Genomic DNA, 23,660 nt, shown 5'->3' on the forward strand with positions numbered 1-23,660 from the left:
AACATCTTGTAAATAATATCTCTATGTTAAAAGGGAAGTCAGTGACTTCCCTTTTTAGTTTACAATAAGATTAAATTACTTACCTATGACCTCGATGTCCGCGATCTCAATTGTTTTCAATCCATAATGATGTAACCGAGAACGCGAACCTTCACCATGGGCTTTTGGCGGATAATAGGTTTCTTTTATCTCAAGCTGATCTTGCCAAACTTCATCAAGGGCTGCTCGAATTTCACTTAAGGTTTTTTCTAAACTGTTAGTAAAGTTTGGTCTCTTTCTAATAGTATGCCCAAGTTCGACTAACCGGTAAAAATACTTGTTAGCAAGCGTCAGTAATTCTTCTGGAACATCTTTATTCTGATTGAGCACTACATCCGGGTGCTCTATACAAAACTCAACCAAAGCTAGATAGAAGCACAGTGGTTTATTAGCAAGTGCAACGGTTTTATCAATAGCACAACTTGCTGCCAAGGTTTTATTTTGCAGATCGACTATTAATCTTGGCTTTTCTTCAGCTTGAAGCTCAATTTCCGGTTCATGTTTTGCTATTTGAATCTTAGTACGCTCACTAATAAATAATAAGTAAGTTAAAGCCGCTGAAATTAAACATACAAGAATTAATACTGCGATATCGTTTTTAGAAAATAAAGAGGATGTCACAACAAAGCTAACCGATAAGGTTTTTTGTGGGGCATGTAATTGCTTGGTAATTAAGTCAGCACGCGCAGGGTAATCCGTTATACCCTCGATCGAATAGACCATCACTCCTGAGTCTGCCAGCTGTGCATTAAATCGTGCTATATAATTAAGTACCATATCTTTACTACCTGAATGCTTTAAAAAATCATCAGGTAAATTTAAATGGTTCAAGTCAAGAGCAATACGGTTTTCAACTTTAGCTAGGGTCAATTCATCATTACTTGTTGTCTGGTAGGCTTTTGCAGCAATAAAAGTAGCAAAAAATACCATGCAACAGGTAAGAAACACTGCGCTATATGCAAGTTTAATTCTAGTTGGTAGCATTGCTATCCCCTAGTTTAGCTGTCTGCTGTGAATCACAGCTCCAAAATGACTCTACATGATTAAAATAATGAGAATTCTGATTGTGAGCCAACTGTGTAAGGCGTGCTTGAACTGCACATAAAAGATCCGTGTTCTCGTCTTGCATTTTTAAATACCAACGACTTCCGCTTATATTATCGCGTATTGGTGTGATGTAATTTTTAGAAAAGCGTTGTTGATCGCTGTCTTGCCAATAAGAAGAAATTAAATCGACTTTACCACTGGCAAGCAATTCTCTTAATTCCGTATGCGAACTAGCATAATTAATATTTAGGTTTTCTAAGTTTATATCCAGGTTTTTAAATAATTGTTTGGGCAAAATGTGGCCTGAACGGCTGGTTGGATAGTCAAGCAAACCTATGCGTTTATCTAAAAAGTAGCTTTTTTCAATTCTTGGCTTTTCTTTACTAGAAATTAAATACGCTGTGTAATCAGGAAACCCTACAACAGCTTGGTAGTTATAGGTTGACTCGGCCATAAAGGCATTAATTAAGTTTTCTTTAGCAAGGATCAGATCAGCAATCCCTTTACCTAAAAACTCAATAGTGTCTGAGGTTTTATAGCCCCAATAAGATGTTACCTTACCATATTGTTTACTGATAGTGTCGTCAGAACATAAGGTTTTAGCGACTTCCTCAGCCAGCACTTTGCCAGATGAGTACACAACTAGCTCATTTAGATTAACACCTGATTTGGTATCACATTGGAAAGACGTTTCAATAAATGCATTGATATCAGAAACAGCTGGTTTACCCTGCAAAATTCCAATATAAAAAAACAAAATCAATGATAGAAACAAAAATGTAACAATCGACGATTTTTTTATTAGTATTGTTCTTAAATTCAATTTTAATAGCCAACAACGCTCCGTTGTCTCTATTTGAACAATTATTCTTACTCATTGCAATAGGTAACTTTACTTGAATAAATTAACCCATTGAAATATAAGATATATGAACAAGAAATTATGAATCTTATTGAGTCCTTTCTATTTGCTTTTAAATTCAGGAAAATACTCACCAAGAAATCGTGCTTCATGGCACATTCATTTTTGGACACTGAGTCAATGTTACAAAAAACAATAAAAATGTTGCTGTTATCGACACCTGTTATTTCAGCAGTGTTAAGTACCCCAGTTAATGCATGGGGTCAGAATGGTCACCGTATTGTTGGTGAAATTGCATCTAAGCATATTACTGATACGACTAAACAAGCATTAGTTCCATTACTTGATGGTGAATCATTACCTCAAATTGCGACTTGGGCTGATGAAATGCGATCTGCCCCAGAGAGTTTTTGGCAAAAGAAATCCTCGCGCTGGCATTACATTAATTTCAAAGAAGGCAATGCCAAACCTCATTACGACTCACACTCTCATCACAATAAAGAAACCGTGTCAGATATCCTAGAAGGCATGGAATATTCAATTTCTGTATTAAAAAATCAAAAAGCTTCATTAGCTGAAAAGCAATTTGCACTGCGCTTTTTGGTTCACCTAGTTGGTGACAGCCACCAACCTTTTCACGCAGGTCGCGCTGAAGATCGTGGTGGCAACAATATTTCTGTAACATTCTTCGGGCAAGATACCAATTTGCATAGTTTATGGGACTCAAAACTCATCGAGAATGAAAATTTGTCCTATACTGAGTTTGCGCAATTTATAAATACAACAAATCAAGCGTTAATAACGGACTACCTTGCCAGTTCACCTAGCGATTGGTTAATCGAATCAAATAATATTGCAAACTCTCTGTATAATGAAAATGAAACAAACGTAAGTTATAGTTATATCTATAAAAACTTACCGATTGTTAAAACTCGCCTACAACAAGGTGGCATAAGATTAGCTGGTTTATTAAATAATTTATTTGATAAATCGGCAAAACCGTTAGTAAAGGCGCTCAAGATGCCAACTGACAGCAAACTATAAATGAAACATAACCTCTAACACGGGAAATAACATAATGAAAATCCAACTCCGCAAAACAGCTCTATCACTTGCTATTGCAGCATGTGTTGGTGTGAGTGGTGCAGCGTTAGCAAATGAAACAACATCTGCTATCAAGGGTCAAATCAAAGGTCCTAGCGGCAACCCTGCTGCAGGCACTAAGATTACAATCGTTCACTTACCTTCAGGTTCAACTAAAGAAACTGAAACGAACGATGCGGGTTACTTCACAGCAAAAGGCCTACGTGTAGGTGGTCCTTACCGCGTTGTTGTAGATTCTGACGTTTTCGCAGATCAAACATTCAACAACATCAACCTACAAGTGGGTGCTGACTACCCAGTTAATGTTACGTTAGAGAGACAATCTGATGTAGAACAAATCGTAGTTACAGGTCGTCCTATCAGCCGTATGTCTGGTGGTACAGGTCCAGCTGCAACGTTCACACTTGAAGATTTAGAAAACCAACCAGCTATCAACCGTGACTTAAAAGATATCGTTCGTATCGACCCACGTGTAACAATCGATGATAGCCGTGGTTCTATCAACTGTGGTGGTGGTAACCCACGCTTTAACAGCTTAACGCTAGACGGCGTTCGTATGAACGATAACTTCGGTCTAAGCTCAAACGGTTACCCGACAATCCGCGCTCCTTTCTCTTTCGATTCAATCGAGCAGGTTGCCGTTGAGCTTGCACCTTTTGATGTTCAATACGGTGGTTTCACATCATGTAACATCAACGCTGTTACTAAATCTGGTGGTAACGAAGTACACGGTGGTATGTTCTTCGATTATACAAATGATTCAATGAAAGGCGACAAAATCGAAGGTGAAGACTACGACAACGGTAATTACACTGAAAAACGTTACGGCTTCAACGTTGGTTTACCACTAATCAAAGATAACCTTTTCTTATTCACATCTTACGAAAAACTGGAAGGTGTAAAACAATACAACTACGGCGGCCTAGACACAGGTAGTGTTACAGCTACTGACGTTGCTCGTGTACAACAAATCGCTCAAGACGTTTATGGTTATGATGCTGGTGGTATGCCATCAAGCGCACCAGTTGAAGATGAAAAAATCTTAGTTAAACTTGACTGGAACATCAACGATGATCACCGTGCTAACTTAATCTATAACTATAACGATGGTTTTACACTGTCTCAGTCAGATGCTTACAGCAACACTGTTACTTTAGATAATCACTTCTTCAAGCAAAGTGCTGAGTTTACATCAATCATTGGTTCACTTTACTCAGATTGGTCTGATGAATTTTCAACTGAGGTTCGTCTAGGTAAATCAGAATTAGACCAGACAGTTCGCTCTTTAGATGCAGCAAGTAGCTTTGGTGAAATGCAAATCCGCACAGAAGATGGCGGTACTATCTACATTGGTCCAGATGACTCTCGTCAATCAAATGCTCTTAGCTACGAAACAGTGACAGCAAAAATTGCGGGTACATACTACCTTGATCAACACACGATTACTGCTGGCTATGAGTTTGAAGAGTTAGACGTATTCAACCAATTCGTTCAGCACACTCAAGGTGAGTGGCGCTTTAAATCTGTAGATGATTTTGAAGCTGGTTTTGCAGATCGTGTTTATTACAACAATGCGGCTGGTACTAACGATCCAACAGATGCTGCGGCTAACTTCTCTTATGCACAACACACTTTATATGTGCAAGATGAGTACAGCTTCACAGATTTAGATGCAACATTAACGTTTGGTCTTCGTTACGACAAATACACAAGTGACGACAAACCTAACTACAATGAAAACTTTACTAACCGCTACGGTTTCAGTAACCAAGCAACATTCGACGGCATTGACTTAATTCAACCACGTGTTGGTTTTGAGTGGTATGCAACGGATGCATTAGAAGTTCGCGCAGGTGTTGGCCTATTCTCTGGTGGTAACCCGAACGTTTGGTTATCTAACTCATACTCGAATGATGGTATCACTAACATTGGTACATCAATCAGAGGTGGTGTTGACCTATTCGCTACGCCAAACGTAAACGGCGGCACGCCAGGTTACGAAGTACCACAAAGCTTGTACGATCAAGTTGCAAACACAGTTATTGGTTCAGGTGATTCATCTGTAAACGCTGTTGACCCAGACTTCGAAATGCCATCAGAGTGGAAATACTCAGTAGGTGCAACATACACAACTGAAGATGAGTATGTATTCTCACTTGATTACTTATTCACTAAACGTAAAGATGCTGCTTTCCTAGAAGACATCGCGTTACAAGATTCTGGTGAAACAACGTTTGATGGTCGTCCGATTCTTGAAGAAAAAGAAGAAGGTCGTTACGGTGATTTACTACTTACAAACGTAAGTGGCGATAGCGGTGAGTCTCATGTTATCTCTGCTGCAATGAGCAAACGCTTTGATAACGGCATTAGCGTACAACTAGCTTACGCTTACACTGATTCAACTGATGTTAACCCTATGACTAGCTCTGTAGCGAGCTCAAACTACGGTAACTTAGCGACATACGATCCGACTAACCCAGGTGCGCACACATCTGATTACGAGATCCCACATCGTTTTACTATGACATTAGGTTACACAACTGAGCTGTTCGATGGTTACAACACACGTTTCAACCTATTCAGCGAAACGTACAAAGGTCTACCTTACAGCTACACATTTGATAGTTCTGACGGTGTTTGGGGTGATAGCAACTCAAACCGTAGCCGTCAGCTAATGTATATCCCTGAAGTTGATGACTCTAACGTTGTTTACAACATGACTCCTGAAGAAGTAACTGAGTTCAACGAGTGGATCTCTGCTCAAGGCCTTGAACGCGGTGAAATCTCTGGTCGTAATCGTCAAAATGCTGATTGGTTCACTAAAGTTAACTTCAAGATGACTCAAGAGTTACCTGGTTTCATGCCTGGTCACAAAGGTGAAGTATTCTTCGTTATCGATAATTTAACAAACATGCTAAACGATGACTGGGGCGTACTTAAGAAAGGTAGTTTTGTTGGTAACAGCATGGTGACTGTAGACCTTGACGACCAAGGTCGCTACGTATACTCAGACTTTAACCCTAACAATGGTAAAACTGCAACTCAAAGCAGCGCATCAGTTTGGGAAATGCGTGTAGGTGTACGTTACACATTCTAATAACGAGTTAACCTTGTTATAAAGCAAAAGCCCGCCCCTACTGGCGGGCTTTTTACGTTTTGGAGAAAGTTAGCTGTTGCAAGCTACTAGGGGAAAGTTAACAAGGAACAAGAGTAAAGTTAGAAAGTTGCAAGGTAGCAGCGATTTTACATCTCGTCCTTGTATCTGAAACCTAGTGCCTAAATCCTAATACCTGATAAATTATTTCGTAGGACTGGCGTTAGCAGGGAAAAATAGTAGTTACGAGCTTTAAGAGGAAAGTAAGCAAGTTGCTAGGTAGCTGATTTTACTCACGTTTGATGGCTGACAGCTGAGGGCTGAAAGCTTTCTAAAAAATGCAGGCCAGTGAGACCTGCACAGATACTTTTATTTAAGCTGCGTAAACCGCAAGTGGGTGTGTTGTATTGATAGAAACATGAACTGCATCACCTGGGCGCACCACCACCTCATGACTCACTCGGCTTGTCACTACTGTATCACACGCTAATTTAACAGCGCATAAGCGGCTGCCACCTTCGTAACGGACCCACGTCACTTTACCATTGCTAGTACTCGCATTTTGAATAAGGTGAACATCATCGGGGCGAAGTAATACATCAACCTTTGCTGCATTATGGTCTACTTTAATAGCTGGCGCATTACCTAAATCAGTTGTGGCGATATCACCTTCACAATGGCCAGAGATAAAACTTGCTTCACCTAAAAAGCGCGCAACAAAGCGATTGCTTGGTAAACTAAAACAACGCTCAGGGGTGTCAATTTGTTGAATAATACCTTCTTTAAGTACGCCGACACGGTCACCAACAGATAAAGCTTCTTCTTGGTCGTGGGTTACCCAAATTGCAGGTACACCAGCATCTTTTAATGCATTACGGATATCCCAACGAAGGGTATCTTTTAAAGCTGCATCAAGGTTAGATAAGGGTTCATCTAGTAATACAAACTCAGGATCATGGGCAAGCGTACGAGCAAGCGCTACGCGCTGTTTTTGACCGCCTGATAATGTAGCTGGCTTTTTATTTCGAAAAGCTTCAAGACCCAGTAGCTTAATCCAATGATCTGCTTTTGAGGTATCAGTCAATCTAAAACAAATATTTTGCTGTACCGTTAAGTGCGGAAATAGCGCAAAGTCTTGAAATACCATACCTACTTTTCGCTTTTCAGGTGGTACTTTTAACTTTGGCGTTGCTCGCCATGAGCCTAAATTAATTTCACCTTCGCTAATGGGAATTAGCCCAGCTAACGCTTGTAAAATTGTACTTTTACCACAGCCAGTTGGACCAACTAGCATGAGGATCTCACTTTCCCCAAGTGATAAGTTAAGTTCACTTACCACACGATTGCTACCATAATCGATAGACAGCTTACTAACTGATAGCATTAAACTGATCCTTAATGTTCTAATTGACTGCGTTTTTCACCTGAGAGCATTATAGCTAAGCCACATGCTGATATCACTACCAACAATAAGCCAGGTATTGCAGCACGACCAAAGTAACCGGCTTCATAAACACGCCATAAATAGGTTGATAGGGTTTCGAACCCTGTAGGACCAAGTAACAACGTAGCTTCAAGTTCTCGCATTGATTCTAAAAATACCAAGGCGGCACCGGCAATGATACCGCGCATTGTTAAAGGCAAGGTAATACGCATAAATGCTTCGCGAGGGCTTGCCCCCAGAACGCGTGCTGATTTGATTAAGCTGGAATCTAAATGTTCAGTACTGGTACGCACAGAACCAACCGCCAGCGGTAAAAAACGCAATACGTAGGCAATCACTAATAAGGCTAAAGTTTGGTATAGAAGCGGCAATTGCAGGCCACCATACACAAGAGCAGTACCCATCACGATACCCGGAATACCAAAACCAAAATAAGTTACCCGTTCCATAATACGCCCTACTTTGCCACTTAATGCAGCATGGGCTACAGGTACTGCAACAACAACAGCCACAGTAGCTGCAATACCAGACGCATAAGCCGAATTCCAAGCTATGCTAAAATCAAAATCAGCAACACCATCACGGGCAAGCCAAAGGGTAAAAATGGCTAACGGCAAACAAATCGCAAGTAACAAAACAGGCAAAAAAGTCACCAGCATTGCTAATTTTTGACCGTTAGATGGGAATAACATCAGCGGTCTGCCATGGCGCTCAGATGCTGTTTTAATTTGTGACTCAATGAACAGTAAAAAGCCAACTATCACCATTAATTGTAGCGACAACATAGCTGCGCGGCTTAAACCGAATGCGTTATATTCAACATAGATTACACGAGTAAAGGTATCTAAACGCATCATAGCTGGTGTACCAAAATCTGATAAAGTATAAAGTGCAACCAATAATGAACCCGCAGCTATCCCATTTATTACGCGTGGCAGTATTACTTTAAATACACTCATCGGCATCGACATACCTAATGTACGCGCGGCATTAACCATGCTCGCATCAAGGCTCAGTAAAGACGAACGCGTTGTAAGCATTACAAACGGAAACGTATATAGCGTCATTACAATGGCAGCACCAGTTAACCCATACATAGGGGGCGTTTCAAAGCCCAACAGCTGATTTATCTCACCGCCGGGACCAAATGCAGCATACAAAGTAAACGCACCAATATAGCTTGGGATTGCAAGCGGAGCTGCAAACAGAACAAGCCAAAGCTTTTTAAATGGAAGTTGAACATAAGCACTAATAAACGCCAGAGGCACGCCAATTAAAATAGAGCCTATTACCGTTAACACCATAAGTGATAAGGTGTTACCAAGAATTTTTAAATTATGACTATCAAAAACAGCAGCCGCATCACTGGCTAAAGTGATTAAAATATATACTGGCACTAATGCCAAAAGCGCTGCAAGCAGCGCCATGGGATAAGAAGCAGGTATGCGCATTATAAAACACCGCTACTGCGCATAAGGTCGAGAGTTGGCCTTAAATCTGCCAATTGAGTTAAATCGATTTTCGGAGGTGAAATATCAGTTAACGCAGGTAGCCCAGCTGGCTGGTCAATACCTTGGATCAATGGGATTTCATATGCTTCACGAGCTAAGTAACTTTGTACTTCTGAACTTAGTAAGTAACGCATAAAATTCATTGCATTAGGATTATCTGTCAGCGATAAGACACCCGATGCATTAACTAAACAACCTGCATCTTGATTTGTAAAAGCAAGATCAAGGTTAGCATCCGGTTTACCTGCCTTAAGGCGTAATGTGTAATAATGGTTAGCAAAGCCAATATCCACTTCGCCACGTTCAACAGCCATGACGACACCGAGTTCACCAGCATAATTTTTAGAGCGTTTTTGAACTTTTTTAAGCCATTTAGCTGTTTTATCATCCCCCTCAAGTATGCGCATTGCCGTCACGAATGATTGGAAAGATGCGTAAGCAGGTGCCCAACCAATTGATAAATCACTGTCAGCAATTGCCATTATACTATCTGGGATCTGCTCTTTGCTTAGACGCTTAGTGTTATAAGGCAATGTACGAATACGGCCTGTCACTGGTGCCCAGCCAGGATAACGAAACTGCGGCTGTAACTGCGCTACTAAGTCAGATGGTAAAGGTTTAGCTAGACCCGCGTCTGTTACTAAGCCAATAGCACCTGAGTCAACCGCCCAAAATAAATCAGCACGTTTTACACCTGCTTTCGCTTCAGCCACAATCATGTTGGCTAATGCAGCAGTTGGCCCTCGTCGAATAGCTAAATTAAGTTTTGGGTTTTTCTTTTGAATTGATTGCAGTACGTTTTCGTACAAACCACCTTCACCACGGCCTAAATATAATGTTAGGTCACCCTCAAGGGCTGGTAAGTCTTTCACTGAAATTGGGCTTGCAGCAGAGGCTGCAAAGGCACGAGAAAGAGGTAGTGGCATTGCGCCCACTACCCCAAACGCAGCCAGGCCTTGAATAAAGGTCCTACGCTTCACTAAAATACATCCTTACGTGCTTTTTCGGCTTCTTCTAGTAACACCTTAGCGCGATCTAGTTTTTCTTGCATATCAACAACCACTGCACGTACTTGGTCAACAGACCCTTTATCAGAAATAGCTTTTGGCAGGGTTACATTAAAATCTTTTTCGAGAACTTCTACTAACTTCGCATCTTTTTCAATAAGTGTACCTTCAACACCCTCGAATAAATGAAGGTAAGTATCGTGTACGATTTGTGTTGCTTCATCGCTTAAACGTTCTGCATATTTTGCAACAACACGATCTAATTTGTGTTTAATCTCATCGATAGTAGCGCTTTGCGTCATTGTCTCAGAAGCAGTTGCTTTTACAGCTTTTAATAAGCCTTTTTGCTGAAAATCGGCAGCAAGTTTAACAGCTCCAAGACCCTGCCACAAGGCAGCATTTAAGGCCTTTTGGTGCTCACGAACTTCGCTTGCTGGCTTTTTGTCATCAATGGCCATTTTGATACCATAAATACCTTGCCAGATTGATGCATAAACCGGCACATAATTAGTTTCAATTGCACTGTGAAACTTAACTGACTCCCAGTATTCAATTAAATCATCGCTTTTAACCGCTTTTGCGCCTTTTGTTTCATAATCGGTAACCATGGTGTCAACTTTACCGATCATCCACTCAACGTCTTCTGAGTAATCTTTTAAATTTTCTTTTAGATGATTAACGTGCTCACCAATTGGACCATTTGCCAATACAGGTTGGGCAATAAAAGTAGATGCTAATACTAGGCTAAGACCTAGTGTTTTAACGGTGTTTAACGCTAATTTCATAGGGGGGACATCCAAGTTTCTAATTGTAAATGATAGCCATTATCATATACGTATCGATTGTCTAAATCAATTGCTATAAAGCCTTGATTACAGATTTACACATTTTTATTTAAGTGACTGGAAAGCTTACTAAGAGTGTTCATAAATTGTTTAATTTCTTGGCTATCTAAGCCACTGACTAAACTTGATTGCCACTCATTTGCTAGTGGAACAATTTGTTTATGCAAACCTACTCCTGCCTCTGATAACGATAACAGGTTTGCGCGTTTATCTGTTGGGTTCGCTTTTGCTGCAATAAGGTTTCTTGTTAATAACGACTTTACTGCACGGGACACCGTTGATTTATCCATTTGTGCCATATCACACAACTGTTTAGCAGTGCATTCACCGTATTGAGCAAGATTCGCGACTACTCGCCATTGTGGCACGGTTAAATCAAACTGCTTTTGATATAGCTTACTAAATTGCTCACTCATCTGCATTGCAATATTGGTTAATGAGTAAGGTAAAAACTGCTGTAAATCGAGCGTTGGCTGTTTATCTATTGTCATGGTTACACTACTGTCAAAAAATATTTACACAAGCAAATTCAATGCGGTTTGAATTTAGTCTCACATGAGAGTATCTTACCTAAAACCTTTCAGGAGTCTAGTGATGAATAACGAATTACAATATATGACAGGCTTTGGTAATGAATTTGAAACCGAAGCATTACCCGGTGCATTACCTATCGGTCAATTCAGCCCACAAAAAGTAAAATACGATTTATATGCAGAGCAGTTCAGCACAACTGCATTTACAGCGCCTCGTGCGGATAACCGACGTACTTGGTTTTACCGCATTCGCCCATCAGTAGTACAAGGTGATTATACGCCAATCGACAATGGCCTTATTCGTACAGCACCTATAACAGAAGTGCCAACACCACCGACAATGCTACGTTGGGATCCAATTGAAATTCCAGCAGAGCCAACTGATTTTATTGATGGTTTAGTCACTATGGCTGCCAACGGCAGTGCCAATGCACAAACAGGTATTGGTATTCATATCTATGTCGCTAATAAATCAATGCAAAACCGTTACTTTTATAATGCTGATGGTGAAATGCTGTTTGTACCGCAACAAGGTGAACTGTTACTAAGAACAGAGTGCGGTAAACTAACCGTTCGTGCTGGTGAAATTGCTGTTATTCCTCGAGGGATTAAATTTGCTGTTGATTTGCTTACTGATACAGCCCGTGGCTATATTTGCGAAAACTACGGACATGCTTATATTTTACCTGAGCGCGGCCCTGTAGGTGCAAACGGTTATGCAAATGATCGTGACTTCCACTACCCTGTAGCAGCTTATGAAGATATTGAAGGTGATTTCGAACTGGTTGCTAAATTCAACGGCAATATGTTCCGCTGTGATATTGGTCACTCTCCTTTAGATGTCGTAGCTTGGACAGGTAATAGCGCCCCTTATAAGTATGACCTTGCAAGATTCAATGTAATGAATACTGTAAGTTACGATCACCCTGATCCATCAATCTTCACCGTATTAACATCACCATCGGGAACAGAAGGGGTTGCTAATATCGACTTTGCTATCTTCCCTCCGCGTTGGATGGTGGCTGAAAACACATTCCGCCCACCTTATTACCACCGTAATATTATGAGTGAATTTATGGGCTTAATTGAAGGCGTTTACGATGCTAAAGAGCATGGCTTTGTACCAGGCGGTTCTAGCTTACATAATTGCATGTCGCCACATGGTCCTGAAGCCGATGTGTTTGAAAAGGCATCAAATGCTGAGCTTGAACCACAACGTTACGAAAACACCTTGGCATTTATGTTCGAATCGCGTTACGTTATTTCACCAACTAAATATGCCCTTGAAGGCAAAGAGCGTCAGCCTAACTACACAGACTGTTGGCGCACGATTAAAAAATATTTCACTGGTAAACAGGACGCATAATGAAACTTTATAGCTATTTTCGTTCATCAGCTGCATACCGAGTACGCATTGCTCTTAATTTAAAGAATATTGATCACGAGTTGGTGACTGTAAATTTATTAAAATCAGAGCAGCAAAGCGACGAGTATCTAGCAAAAAACCCTCAAGGATTATTGCCAGCACTTGAAACTGAACAAGGTGTACTTGCGCAATCACTGGCTATTTTAGAATGGCTTGAAGAAGCCCACCCTGAAACACCTCTTTTAACTGGAGATGCTTGGCAAAAAGCTCAAATACGCAATTTATGTTATGCCGTAGCATGTGATATCCACCCTATCGATAATTTGCGCGTATTAAAGTACTTAGCTAACGATCTTGGTGTTGACGAAGAGGCAAAAACCACCTGGTATAAACATTGGGTAGAAGTTGGTTTTGAGAGTATCGAAAAACTTCTCAATGAAGCGAACACCTTTTGTGTGGGCAACAAACCAACGCTTGCTGATGTGTGCTTAGTGCCGCAAGTATTTAATGCTCTGCGCTTTAAGGTTGATATGAGTAAGTACCCTAAAATTGCCGCAGTTTATGAGCAATGTAATAAGCTTGATGCATTTATTGATGCTGCACCACAAAATCAGCCGGATGCAATTTAAGCTTTTCGGTTATTCATGAAAAAGGCCCGAACACTTCGGGCCTGTATTTTTGTTATCTAAGCGCTGAGTTAATCACACTCACATGGTTAATTAAATCGAGTCCCAAATCAGTTAAGTAGCCTCCATCTGGGCTGTCAGTAATGCCCTTATCATAAAGACGTTGTGCTGCATCTCTAATTGAACTTTCGGCATCGGAGTGAATTTTAATTCCCTGCATTTGTGAATTACGAGGAAATTTTGCAAGTAGGGTTAGTTCGTCGATCATATTTTTATCAAATTGCATGTGTTCACCTTTTTATTATTTATTCCTTGTCATAAGCTTAGTGTAGTTATACAAATCTGCCCAACGGGAGAGGTATTTTGTTAAAGAAAATTTTACTGTTAAGCACTTTGTTTATTTTAGTATTTTTAAATAAAGCACTAGCAAAGGAAAATCCAGTGATTGTGCTCGACGGTCAAGAAGCATTGAACAACCAAAAAGTCTGTTGGTATGAAAATAAACGCTATACCGAAGGTGCTTATATTTCTGTTGGTGACATTACGTTAATATGCACCGCCAAACAGCCTAATTTTTCAAACAGTGATTTAGCTTGGCTAAGACTTAATGCTAATGGCGAGATTATTTATCCGAAACAAGCTAAAACGATTCATGTCAATTAGCTTAAAACCAGCATATAGGTTACTATTGCGCGGTTGCAAATAACCTAAGATTTATCATGGACAATCAACCAAACAATCCATTACATGGCGTTAAATTAGCTGACATTGTTACTAAACTGGTAGAAAAACTTGGTTGGGACGGGATGGCAGCGCACGTCGATGTACGCTGCTTTCAAAATGACCCAAGTGTAAAGTCGAGTCTTAAATTTTTACGAAAGACCCCTTGGGCACGTGAAAAAGTAGAACAGTTATATATTGATACCATTATCAATAGTGACCATGCCGATGATGGCTCTTTCCAGTGGAAAAGCATTAAAAAGTAATCATTGCTAATCTTCAGCAGCTACAATCACCGAAAGCGATTTCGGTGATATCTCAACATCTAGTTTATCCGCTGTTTTTACCTCACCATCAATCACGTAGCTCAAGCCACCTTCTGCGCTCACAGTCACTCGTTTAGCATTTGTGTGATGACTATTAATTGCGAAACTAGTTTGAGTTATACTTGAGAACACTAACTCTGCGATGCTTAAAGTACTCGCTTTAGAGTCGGCACTGGGTGTTAACCAGTTTACATCAAGTAAACCATCTTGATGATCTGGCTGCCCAGCAGATTGAGCAAGTAACGTGGTAAATGGCGCGGCATTGGCAATGATTAAACTTGTAGTATTAATGGTTTTCAGCTCGTTGTCGTCAATGGTAACATCGTAGTCTTGCGCTTCATGCTCGCCTAATGCTTGCCAAAAGCCCTGTAAATAAGCCAGTTGACCTGACTCATTTTTTGCATCTCGATGCGCTTTTTCGATCATCTTTTGTTCAAAACCGATGCCAACTAGTAACAACATACGCTCGCCATTACAAACTGCAGTATCAATACGACTATCTTGACCTTCAATAATGAGCTCACAAGCCTGCTCTACTGGTATAAGTTTAGACTTAATACCCATTAAAACATGGGCAAGCGCATTAGCAGTACCCAAAGGAATAATGCCTAGTTTACAATCAGTATTAACAAGCACACTTGCAACTTCAGTTACTGTACCATCACCACCACAAGCAATAACCACATCAGGGCTTAACTCTAGGGCTTCTTTTGCTAGTTGAGTACCATCGACTTCTTCTGAAGTTGTATAAACGGTTAAATCGTAATACTCAGATAAGCGTGATGTTATTTGCTTACGTTTTGATTCCCAAAGCTTTGTGCCTGATACTGGGTTAGCTATAAGTACGGCTTTATTCTTTATTAATAAGTCACCAGAGCGATGTCGGCGAACAAGATGACGCAGCTGACGCTTATTTAGATTGGCTGTTTGTCGAGTCTCTTTAATTTGTGCGAGAATTTGATGTACGTCTGCATCTTTATTTTGGCTAAGTAAGTAAGCTGCCATTACAAATACTGAGCGTCCTCGACCCAGTGCACAATGCACAACGACACGTCTATCTGCTTTTACTTGATGGTCAATCCAATTAATGGCTTGATGTAATTGGGCACGAGTAGGTACGCTGTGATCAAGTACAGGAATATTTAAATAACGAATATTCTCTTGTGTTGAAGACCATTCAAGGCCATCAAATTCGCATGTTACATCTAAAATAGCCGTAATACCCATTTCTTTCATTGAGTCTATATCTGAAGGAAATAACCGACAGGCTAAAAATAAATGTTCATTAATTTGTTGTAGTGGCGGAACTTTGTCGTGCTTTCTCGACCATGCGTTATAAAGTTGTGCTCCCAACAAAAAGGGAATAAATGCCCAACGGATGTAGATGGGTATCACTCCGTTTTCTCGTTTTCTGAAAATACGTGCGATATTAAAAAAGTAAGCGCCGCTAACTAAAAGCAACGACAGAGCAGTCCAATAAAAGAACAGCGCAAAATACACAGTTTCAACCATAATAGCCGCAATTATAAATACAATCGCTAGTGCCAAGTAACTAAAAGCTGCCCACATAATCACTCCTTGTTATTCTAATTGAATAGAACAATGCAAATTTCACTCCAGTTAAATCTACTTGTTAAACACTATTGGCTTTTTAAAATCAATGACTTAGATTCAAACTGAAAACTTACCCTTTAAGTTTAGGACATTTTTTCACAACTTTTTGAATAACTTACAATTATTTACATACGCAAAATATCATAAATTTTAAGGCTGGCTTTCTCTAATAGTCTAAAATTAAAGTTAAGCACACTAGACATTTATATTTAGTGAAGCTTATTTTAAAAACTTAAATCAATCCTGAGCCTAATTCGTTATGAAATACGATGACCACACGCTACTTAATTTTCTTGCAGCAGAATACGTTCTAGGCACATTACATGGCCATGCCCGAGATAGATTTAGCCGCTTAATGCGAACCTCACCAAGAGCTCGCTACGCAACCTCATTATGGCAAAGGTATATAAAAAATTTAGAAAACGCGATTGAATCTAACCCACCCGATCAACAAGTATGGGATAAAATATCAAAAAGAATTGACCCGATACTTTTACCGGCAGAAAAGAAAGCAAAAGGCTTTAACTTTGTAATTTTTAATGCTTGGGCTGCTATTGCCTCTGCGGCGTGCGTTGTATTGGTTTTGATTACTTGGCAACCGCAAGAGTCATTTAGCGATAAAATCAGTCATTCAGTTACATTTTATGATTCATCAAATAAGCCTCTTTGGAATTTAGATATAAGCGATCACAGTATTTTACTTAAAGCGGCTAGTGATATGAGTATACAAACTGATTATGACTACCAGTTATGGATCCGTTTAAAAGGCTACCCCAACGCTATTCCTATTGTTTTATTACCAAAAACAGATAGCAAAGAAATTGCCCGCAATGCATTATTTAAACCGCAAAATATTGCGTTGCTAGCAATAAGCCGCGAGCCGACTGGCGGTTCACAATCAGGCTCCCCAAGTGAAATTATTTATACAGCTAAACTTAACGTTAATTAACCATACACAGCCTAAAGATTCATTATTAAAACACGAGCAAAGCCACTATTTCTAAGACAGATGACCTAGCCGTTAAACCTTTGTACTTGCTATAGTAACAGCCCCTTTTTACTTATCTTAAATAAATGCGGTCATTCGAGCATAAGACTTGCCCGCCTGTATTATCTCAGGAATAAAAATGAAAAAGTCGTTGTTGTTTACGCTATTTCTATTGATTTTTAGTTTTACCAGTTATGCCCACCAGCAAAGCACCGCTTACCTTACTTTAGAACAACAAACGAGTCATACACTTTCATTAACTGGCTCTTGGCAAGCCTCTGTGACTGATCTCGATAAAGCAGTAAACTTCGATAAAAATCAGGATAATGTAATTGCATGGCATGAAATTACCTCTCAGCAGCAAGCAATTTTTAACTATCTAAATAGCCATTTGATTGTTTTACAGCAACAACTAAGCTGCAAGATCGCTTTTGAAGGTGAGCTCAGCGTGAATAACCACTTTAATCAATCGTACATTCATGTGCCACTACAAGTAGATTGCCCTTCTGATAGTTCAATAACGATTAATTACACTGCCTTGTTTGAATTAGATGAGCATCATCAAGCAATTGCTGCTATTGCTAACTCAAGCCGCGTGTTTACAGAAAACACGCCAAAACAAGTTATCAACTTTAAAGAGCAAAGCTTTATCACAACATTTGTTGAATATGTACAGCAAGGCATATTACATATTTGGATGGGCACAGATCATATTTTGTTTTTAATCGCTCTATTGCTGGGCTGTGTATTGGTGCGTAAGCAAGGTGAGTGGCAACGTGTCGAGTCAAAAAAACAAATCCTTGTCGATACAGCGTGGATCATCACTGCGTTTACGCTTGCTCACTCAATGACCCTCACAGCAACTGCAATGAATATCATATCGCCAAACACACGTTGGGTAGAATTAGGTATCGCGCTTTCAGTTTTATTTGCTGCCGTTAATAACATCTGGCCGGTGATTGTACGTTTAGGTTGGATCACCTTCTGCTTTGGTCTATTGCATGGTATGGGATTTGCGAGTGTATTAGGTGAGCTTGGCTTATCGAATGAATACCAGCTAATGAGTATTTTAGCGTTTAATTTAGGGGTTGAGATAGGTCAACTCGTTATTTTAGCCATTTGTTTACCGCTACTAATGCTGCTTAGAAATAATCCCTGGTATAAAAAAGCCATTATGCCAGCAGGATCAGTGCTAATTGCAATTATGGCAATCCAATGGTCTATAGAGCGCTTTTAATGAGCGCTCTATTCAAATGGTAACAATAGAGTTTTCATTGCGGGGCGAAGAGCTTTTAGTAACTCATCAGTATCGAGGTCAGGGTTGAGCATTTTACGCAGTAAAAGGCCGCCCATCACAGAAAACATAACTTCAATACGAGCATTCACTTCATCAAGTGCCGTCCCTTGTAAAGGCCCTCTGTCACCAACTAATAAGTCACGCATAGAATCACGAGCATGGCTATCTGACTCACGTAATAAGTTAGCCACTTTTTCATTGCGTGCAGCTTCTGCGAGCATTTCTAAATCAAGAGCACCTTGATTTAAATCGGTATGACGTTCAACACCTCTACCCAGGCCATCAAGCAATACAGTGACACGATCGCCAGGTTTATCAGCAAACTCTTTAAAGATTGAAAACATTTCTTCCATGTCACGTTCGACAATTGATTCTATAATTGCCTCTTTGCTGGCGAAGTAATTATAGATATGGCCAGCGCTCATGCCTGCGGTTTTAGAAATTTCCGCCATTCCTGCGCCATGGTAGCCCTTACGTCGAAAACAATCAGCCGCGGCACAGAGCACTTGATTACGTCTTGCTTCGGCAAGAGCAGGGTCATTGTGTCTTTTCGTTTTTTGCGTCATGGTTTCTCCAAGCTTTACTGACTACAGTTAACTTTAATTTAAACAAGGTTTACAGGATCTTAATCTTTGCGGAGAGTCAAAACAACTAAGAACCTGCAAAACCTTAAATAAATTATGCTTTTGCAGATTTATTGCACAGCTTTTTGTGCATTCCAGCCGCCACCGAGTGCTTTATACAAATGAATTTGGCTCGCCAGATACGCTTGCTTACCCAATATTAACTGTTGCCCAGCACTGTACCAATTTCGTTGTGCGTCCAATACTTGCAAGTAACTGTCTGCGCCCTTTTGAAAACGAGCATCCGATAAAGTAAAAGATAGCTCATTACTTTGATACAAGTCATTGAGGGCATCTAACTGATGCCTATAACCTTCACGATCAGCAAGGGCATCAGAGACTTCTTTGAATGCTTGCTGTATGGTTTGCTCATAGCTGGTTAGTGCTATTTCTTGCTGAGATTGTGCAACATCAAGGTTGGCTTGGTTGCGGCCCATGTTAAAAATAGGCAAATTGATAGATGGTACAAAACTCCATGTGCCTGAACCTGAATCAAAAAGATTACTTAAGTCAGCAGAAGCCGTACCCGCATTCGCGGTTAAACTGATGCTTGGATAGAATGCCGCTTTTGCCACCCCAATATTTGCATTGGCTGCAAGTAAATCATGCTCAGCAGCCTTAATATCTGGTCGTTGAGTAAGCAGTTCTGACGGCAAACCAACCGGCACATCTGGTAAGCTCAGTACATCATCTATACTTTCAGTTGGTAATAAATCCGCAGTGACGGTTTTACCCACTAAAAAGTCGAGCGCATTTTTATCGCGCTTTAACAAGCGCTGATAATTCGCAATATCGACCTTAGCCGTTGCCACAGTACTCTCAAGTTGTGATAGCGTTAACTGAGAAGCAGCGCCAAGAGCAAATGTTTTACGAGTTAGCTCTAAAGACTCTTGCTGAGACTTTAAAGTCTCGTTGGCGAGCGCCAACAGCTCTTTGTCCGTCGCACAGTTAAGCCATGCATTCACTAATTCTGAAATCAAACTAATGCGCACACTGGTTAAACTATATTCAGCTGCATAGAGGTTTTGTAAAGCTTGTTCAGATTGGTTACGTACTTTACCCCAAAGGTCAATTTCATAAGCAGTTAAGCCAACTGTAGCTGAATAATTTTCAGAAATAGTTGCTTGGCCAGTACCAGATAAATCAGCAGGAAGACGCTGACGCGTACCCGACGCATTTAGATCAATGCTTGGGTATAACGCTGAATCTTCAATCTGGTACATTGCTCTTACCTGCTGCACATTTAGTGCAGCAGTTTTGATGTCTTTGTTGTTTTCAAGTGTTAGCTCAATCAACTGTTGAAGTTGCGTATTACTGAAAAATGACTGCCAATTTAGTGCATTTATATCACCTGCTGTACCTTGGATATCATAGTTTTGTGCAACGGGTAATTCACGTTGCTCCATATCTGGCGCCATATTACAGGCAGATAACATAAGTGCAGCAACAGACACTGAGATAAGTTTTACTTTCATTATGCCTGCTCCTCATTGTTTGACTTTGTTTTGCCTGGGAATACACGACGCACTAGTACAAAAAACAATGGCACAAACAACACAACTATGGTCGATGACGCGAGTGTACCGCCAATAACAGCAATACCTAGCGCATTTTGTGCACCTGAACCTGCACTTGATGCAATTGCAAGAGGTAGTACACCACACACAAATGCCATTGATGTCATAAAGATTGGACGTAAACGCAGGCGAATGGCTGCCACTGCTGCATCGACAAGCTTCATACCTTCATCCATTTTATGAATAGCAAACTCTACAATCAAGATGGCATTTTTTGATGCAAGACCAATAGTGGTTAATAGACCAACTTGTAGATAAATATCATTTGATAAGTTAAATACAAATGAGGCAATCGAAGCACCAAATACCCCTAGTGGTACAATCAGCATAACCGCCGCAGGGACTGACCAGCTCTCGTATAACGCCGCTAGACATAAGAATACAACCAGCAATGAAAGTGCATAAAGTAATGGTGCTTGACCACCACTTAAACGTTCTTCATATGAAATACCTGTCCATTCGAACGACACACCAGGCGGTAACTTCTTAACCATTTTTTCAACTTCGGTCATCGCTTGGCCAGTACTGTAACCCGGCGCTGCAGCACCTTGAATTTCCATCGCAGAGAAGCCATTATAGCGCTCAAGACGCGGTGAGCCATAAGTCCAATATGAATGAGCAAACGCAGTAAATGGTACCATGTCACCATTTGCATTACGTACATACCACTTGTCTAAGTCTTCTGGCACCATGCGCGATTCAGGTGTGCCTTGTAGGTACACTTTTTTCACGCGACCACGGTCAATAAAGTCATTTACATAGCTACTACCCCAGGCCGTCGATAACGTGTTATTAATGTCTGCTTGAGTAAGACCTAACGCTTCTGCTTTCGCTAAATCTATATCAAGCTCAAGCTCTGGTTTATCTTCTTGACCATTAGGACGTACACCTGATAGCACTGGGTTTTGCGCAGCCATACCTAAAAACATATTTCGTGCTTCAAGTAATTTCTCGTGACCTAAGCCAACTCGGTCTTGAAGGTATAATGTAAAACCATTTGCAGTGCCAAGCTCGACAACAGCTGGTGGTGGAAAAGCAAACACGAATGCTTCTTTAATCGTTGAGAAGTACCCCATGGCTTTACCAGCAACCGCCCCCACTGATAGATCTGGGCGCTGACGCTCATCCCAATGTTTTAAACCAACAAAACCGATTGCCGCGTTTTGACCCGAACCTGCAAAGCTAAAACCTGTTACCGTAAAGATAGATTTAACCGCTTCTGATTGATCTTCTAAGAAGTGGTGTTCCATCTTTTCAACAACTTTTAAGGTTTGCTCTGTTGTCGCACCTGCAGGTAGGCTTACTTGGTTAAACAAAATACCTTGGTCTTCATCTGGTAAGAATGCCGATGGTAGTTGTGAGAAAATAAACACCATGCCACCCACGATTAAACCGTAAATAAGTAAATAGCGTTTACTGTGTTTGATCATGCGAGACACAAAACCTTGCGCACCCGAGTTTGTTTTATCAAAACCACGGTTAAAACCAAGGAAGAAACGACCAATAAATGATTTATTATTGTGAACATGGCTTGGTTTTAAGATGGTCGCACAAAGCGCTGGCGTTAAAATCAATGCAACCAGTACTGATAAGCTCATCGCTGTGACCAAGGTAATTGAGAACTGACGATAAATAACACCGGTTGAGCCTGGGAAGAACGCCATAGGCACAAATACTGCTGAGAGCACCATCGCAATACCAACAAGCGCACCTTTGATTTCGTCCATTGATTTACGTGTTGCTTCAAGTGGAGACAAGTTCTCTTCGGTCATTACACGTTCAACGTTTTCAACGACGACGATTGCATCATCTACCAGTAGACCAATGGCAAGCACCATAGCAAACATAGTTAAGGTATTAATAGAGAAGCCAAAAACCTGTAAGATAGCAAACGTACCTAGCAGTACCACAGGCACTGCAATAGTAGGAATAAGTGTTGCTCTGAAGTTCTGTAAGAATAAGTACATTACCAAGAACACCAGCACAACAGCTTCAATCAGCGTACTGACTACTTTCTCAATTGAAAGTGATACGAATGGCGTTGTATCGTAGGGAACAACCGTTTTTAAGCCTTCAGGGAAGAAAGGCTCAAGCTCTGCAAGTGCAGCTTTTACGCCATCTGCTGTATCAAGTGCATTAGCACCGCTGGCAAGCTTAACGCCTAAGCCTGATGCTGGTTTACCGTTAAAACGAGCTACAACACCGTAGTTTTCACCACCTAGTTCAACATCTGCAACGTCACTTAAACGAACAACTGAACCATCAGTATTAGTTTTTACAAAGATATTTCTAAATTGCTCAGGTGTTTGTAAACGGCTTTGTGCAGTCACTGTCGCATTAAGTTGCTGGCCACTCACTGCTGGCAAGGCACCCAGTTGACCTGCCGAAACCTGTGCATTTTGGGCACTGATTGCTGCACTAATATCAGCAGGAGTTAACGAGTACTTGAGTAATTTAGCTGGGTCTAACCAAATACGCATTGCATACTGAGAACCAAACAGCTGTACTTCCCCGACACCGTTAACCCGAGAGATAATATCAAGCACATTTGATGAAACATAATCACCGATATCGATGTTATTCATACTACCGTCTTCAGAAACAAATCCTACAACCATTAGGAAGTTGCGTGCAGATTTAGCAACGGATACACCTTGACGTTGTACTTCTTCTGGTAATAACGGTGTTGCCAACGACAGCTTGTTTTGTACTTGAACCTGTGCGATATCTGGGTCTGTATCCGCAGTAAAGGTTAACGTTAGAGTAGCTGAGCCATTAGATTCTGACGTTGACGACATGTAGAGCAAGCCATCTAGCCCTTTCATTTTTTGTTCAATAACCTGTGTAACCGTATCTTCTAGAGTACGGGCCGACGCACCAGGGTATGAGGCTTGAATACTAATTGCAGGCGGTGCAATTGATGGATATTGCGCAACTGGCAAACTTCTAATTGCTAAGATACCTGCCAGCATAACTACGATAGCAAGTACCCATGCAAATATGGGCCGATCAATAAAAAATCGTGACATTAAGTTTC

20 protein-coding genes and 1 pseudogene are annotated in these 23,660 nt (G+C 40.6%); 8 read left to right on the forward strand and 13 right to left on the reverse strand.

All coding sequences use genetic code 11. From position 1 onward, the window contains the following. Positions 1-75 precede the first annotated feature (75 nt). Both J3455_RS00760 and J3455_RS00765 read right to left on the reverse strand, forming a co-directional pair. Complete coding sequence (locus tag J3455_RS00760; protein WP_349560762.1) at positions 76-969, reverse strand: hypothetical protein; 894 nt, start codon at positions 967-969, stop codon at positions 76-78. Between the two features lie 40 nt (positions 970-1,009). Next, positions 1,010-1,909, reverse strand: a complete 900-nt coding sequence (locus tag J3455_RS00765; RefSeq protein ID WP_349560763.1) for a type 2 periplasmic-binding domain-containing protein — start codon at positions 1,907-1,909, stop codon at positions 1,010-1,012. Between the two features lie 219 nt (positions 1,910-2,128). Between J3455_RS00765 and J3455_RS00770 the strand changes: the two genes are divergently transcribed. Together J3455_RS00770 and J3455_RS00775 are read left to right on the forward strand one after the other, a co-directional pair. Further along, the gene (locus J3455_RS00770) at positions 2,129-2,992 is read left to right on the forward strand and encodes a S1/P1 nuclease (protein WP_130052420.1); all 864 of its coding nucleotides are present in this window, start codon (positions 2,129-2,131) and stop codon (positions 2,990-2,992) included. Positions 2,993-3,026: 34 nt separating this feature from the next. Next, the gene (locus J3455_RS00775; RefSeq protein WP_167657283.1) at positions 3,027-6,149 is read left to right on the forward strand and encodes a TonB-dependent receptor; all 3,123 of its coding nucleotides are present in this window, start codon (positions 3,027-3,029) and stop codon (positions 6,147-6,149) included. A 370-nt stretch (positions 6,150-6,519) separates the two neighbouring features. On the opposite strand, the gene J3455_RS19815 is transcribed toward J3455_RS00775, so the two are convergent. From J3455_RS19815 to J3455_RS00800, 6 genes and pseudogenes are all read right to left on the reverse strand, one after another. Continuing rightward, complete coding sequence (locus J3455_RS19815; protein WP_502935087.1) at positions 6,520-7,026, reverse strand: TOBE domain-containing protein; 507 nt, start codon at positions 7,024-7,026, stop codon at positions 6,520-6,522. A 30-nt stretch (positions 7,027-7,056) separates the two neighbouring features. Beyond that, positions 7,057-7,530, reverse strand: a pseudogene (locus tag J3455_RS19820) (ABC transporter ATP-binding protein); the annotation flags it as partial. 11 nt (positions 7,531-7,541) lie between these two features. Further along, a complete protein-coding gene (locus J3455_RS00785; protein ID WP_256854140.1) occupies positions 7,542-9,041 on the reverse strand; it encodes an ABC transporter permease in 1,500 nt (499 codons plus the stop codon). After that, positions 9,041-10,081, reverse strand: a complete 1,041-nt coding sequence (locus J3455_RS00790; protein ID WP_130052424.1) for an extracellular solute-binding protein — start codon at positions 10,079-10,081, stop codon at positions 9,041-9,043. The genes J3455_RS00785 and J3455_RS00790 overlap by 1 nt, the downstream gene beginning before the upstream one ends. Then, the gene (locus J3455_RS00795) at positions 10,081-10,893 is read right to left on the reverse strand and encodes a hypothetical protein (RefSeq protein WP_062565497.1); all 813 of its coding nucleotides are present in this window, start codon (positions 10,891-10,893) and stop codon (positions 10,081-10,083) included. The genes J3455_RS00790 and J3455_RS00795 overlap by 1 nt, the downstream gene beginning before the upstream one ends. Positions 10,894-10,988: 95 nt before the next feature. Next, positions 10,989-11,444 carry a MarR family winged helix-turn-helix transcriptional regulator gene (locus J3455_RS00800; RefSeq protein WP_349560764.1) on the reverse strand — a complete coding sequence of 152 codons (456 nt, stop codon included), beginning with the start codon at positions 11,442-11,444 and terminating at the stop codon, positions 10,989-10,991. A gap of 103 nt (positions 11,445-11,547) precedes the next feature. Between J3455_RS00800 and hmgA the strand changes: the two genes are divergently transcribed. Further along, positions 11,548-12,852 carry a homogentisate 1,2-dioxygenase gene (gene hmgA / locus J3455_RS00805; protein ID WP_167657278.1) on the forward strand — a complete coding sequence of 435 codons (1,305 nt, stop codon included), beginning with the start codon at positions 11,548-11,550 and terminating at the stop codon, positions 12,850-12,852. Next, positions 12,852-13,481 (forward strand): maleylacetoacetate isomerase, encoded by a 630-nt coding sequence (maiA, locus tag J3455_RS00810; RefSeq protein ID WP_167657277.1) that lies wholly within the window; start codon positions 12,852-12,854, stop codon positions 13,479-13,481. The genes hmgA and maiA overlap by 1 nt, the downstream gene beginning before the upstream one ends. A 52-nt stretch (positions 13,482-13,533) precedes the next feature. On the opposite strand, the gene J3455_RS00815 is transcribed toward maiA, so the two are convergent. Beyond that, entirely contained in the window at positions 13,534-13,764 is a 231-nt protein-coding gene (locus tag J3455_RS00815; protein ID WP_130052429.1) for a TIGR02647 family protein, read from the reverse strand. Between the two features lie 77 nt (positions 13,765-13,841). Here J3455_RS00815 and J3455_RS00820 point away from each other — a divergent pair, with 77 nt between their 5' ends. Continuing rightward, entirely contained in the window at positions 13,842-14,141 is a 300-nt protein-coding gene (locus J3455_RS00820; RefSeq protein ID WP_167657275.1) for a DUF1496 domain-containing protein, read from the forward strand. A gap of 56 nt (positions 14,142-14,197) precedes the next feature. Further along, complete coding sequence (locus J3455_RS00825) at positions 14,198-14,464, forward strand: VF530 family protein (RefSeq protein WP_130052431.1); 267 nt, start codon at positions 14,198-14,200, stop codon at positions 14,462-14,464. Between the two features lie 6 nt (positions 14,465-14,470). On the opposite strand, the gene J3455_RS00830 is transcribed toward J3455_RS00825, so the two are convergent. Then, positions 14,471-16,093, reverse strand: a complete 1,623-nt coding sequence (locus tag J3455_RS00830) for a diacylglycerol kinase family protein (protein ID WP_130052432.1) — start codon at positions 16,091-16,093, stop codon at positions 14,471-14,473. Positions 16,094-16,397: 304 nt separating this feature from the next. Here J3455_RS00830 and J3455_RS00835 point away from each other — a divergent pair, with 304 nt between their 5' ends. Together J3455_RS00835 and J3455_RS00840 are read left to right on the forward strand one after the other, a co-directional pair. After that, positions 16,398-17,087, forward strand: a complete 690-nt coding sequence (locus J3455_RS00835) for an anti-sigma factor (protein WP_167657273.1) — start codon at positions 16,398-16,400, stop codon at positions 17,085-17,087. A 178-nt stretch (positions 17,088-17,265) separates the two neighbouring features. Further along, complete coding sequence (locus tag J3455_RS00840; RefSeq protein WP_349560765.1) at positions 17,266-18,363, forward strand: HupE/UreJ family protein; 1,098 nt, start codon at positions 17,266-17,268, stop codon at positions 18,361-18,363. A gap of 8 nt (positions 18,364-18,371) precedes the next feature. Here the strand turns inward: J3455_RS00840 and J3455_RS00845 are convergent, their stop codons facing one another. The 3 genes from J3455_RS00845 to J3455_RS00855 all read right to left on the reverse strand — a co-directional run bounded on the left by J3455_RS00845 (position 18,372) and on the right by J3455_RS00855 (position 23,652). Beyond that, on the reverse strand, positions 18,372-18,989 hold the full coding sequence (locus J3455_RS00845; RefSeq protein WP_130052435.1) for a TetR/AcrR family transcriptional regulator: 618 nt from the start codon (positions 18,987-18,989) through the stop codon (positions 18,372-18,374). A 128-nt stretch (positions 18,990-19,117) separates the two neighbouring features. After that, positions 19,118-20,521, reverse strand: a complete 1,404-nt coding sequence (locus J3455_RS00850; protein ID WP_349560766.1) for an efflux transporter outer membrane subunit — start codon at positions 20,519-20,521, stop codon at positions 19,118-19,120. Then, the gene (locus J3455_RS00855) at positions 20,521-23,652 is read right to left on the reverse strand and encodes an efflux RND transporter permease subunit (protein WP_239977616.1); all 3,132 of its coding nucleotides are present in this window, start codon (positions 23,650-23,652) and stop codon (positions 20,521-20,523) included. The genes J3455_RS00850 and J3455_RS00855 overlap by 1 nt, the downstream gene beginning before the upstream one ends. Between the last annotated feature and the right edge of the window lie 8 nt (positions 23,653-23,660).

Source organism: Pseudoalteromonas sp. NFXS39, assembly GCF_040148775.1.
Taxonomy (GTDB): domain Bacteria; phylum Pseudomonadota; class Gammaproteobacteria; order Enterobacterales; family Alteromonadaceae; genus Pseudoalteromonas; species Pseudoalteromonas apostichopi.

What these genes read in the sequence shown, in the direction of transcription:
- J3455_RS00760 (WP_349560762.1), bottom strand. Translation starts at nt 969, where the DNA reads ATGGTATTTTTTGCTACTTTTATTGCTGCAAAAGCCTACCAGACAACA.
- J3455_RS00770 (WP_130052420.1), top strand. Translation starts at nt 2,129, where the DNA reads ATGTTACAAAAAACAATAAAAATGTTGCTGTTATCGACACCTGTTATT.
- J3455_RS00775 (WP_167657283.1), top strand. Translation starts at nt 3,027, where the DNA reads ATGAAAATCCAACTCCGCAAAACAGCTCTATCACTTGCTATTGCAGCA.
- J3455_RS00785 (WP_256854140.1), bottom strand. Translation starts at nt 9,041, where the DNA reads ATGCGCATACCTGCTTCTTATCCCATGGCGCTGCTTGCAGCGCTTTTG.
- J3455_RS00795 (WP_062565497.1), bottom strand. Translation starts at nt 10,893, where the DNA reads ATGAAATTAGCGTTAAACACCGTTAAAACACTAGGTCTTAGCCTAGTA.
- J3455_RS00800 (WP_349560764.1), bottom strand. Translation starts at nt 11,444, where the DNA reads ATGACAATAGATAAACAGCCAACGCTCGATTTACAGCAGTTTTTACCT.
- hmgA (WP_167657278.1), top strand. Translation starts at nt 11,548, where the DNA reads ATGAATAACGAATTACAATATATGACAGGCTTTGGTAATGAATTTGAA.
- maiA (WP_167657277.1), top strand. Translation starts at nt 12,852, where the DNA reads ATGAAACTTTATAGCTATTTTCGTTCATCAGCTGCATACCGAGTACGC.
- J3455_RS00815 (WP_130052429.1), bottom strand. Translation starts at nt 13,764, where the DNA reads ATGCAATTTGATAAAAATATGATCGACGAACTAACCCTACTTGCAAAA.
- J3455_RS00825 (WP_130052431.1), top strand. Translation starts at nt 14,198, where the DNA reads ATGGACAATCAACCAAACAATCCATTACATGGCGTTAAATTAGCTGAC.
- J3455_RS00830 (WP_130052432.1), bottom strand. Translation starts at nt 16,093, where the DNA reads ATGTGGGCAGCTTTTAGTTACTTGGCACTAGCGATTGTATTTATAATT.
- J3455_RS00835 (WP_167657273.1), top strand. Translation starts at nt 16,398, where the DNA reads ATGAAATACGATGACCACACGCTACTTAATTTTCTTGCAGCAGAATAC.
- J3455_RS00840 (WP_349560765.1), top strand. Translation starts at nt 17,266, where the DNA reads ATGAAAAAGTCGTTGTTGTTTACGCTATTTCTATTGATTTTTAGTTTT.
- J3455_RS00845 (WP_130052435.1), bottom strand. Translation starts at nt 18,989, where the DNA reads ATGACGCAAAAAACGAAAAGACACAATGACCCTGCTCTTGCCGAAGCA.
- J3455_RS00850 (WP_349560766.1), bottom strand. Translation starts at nt 20,521, where the DNA reads ATGAAAGTAAAACTTATCTCAGTGTCTGTTGCTGCACTTATGTTATCT.
- J3455_RS00855 (WP_239977616.1), bottom strand. Translation starts at nt 23,652, where the DNA reads ATGTCACGATTTTTTATTGATCGGCCCATATTTGCATGGGTACTTGCT.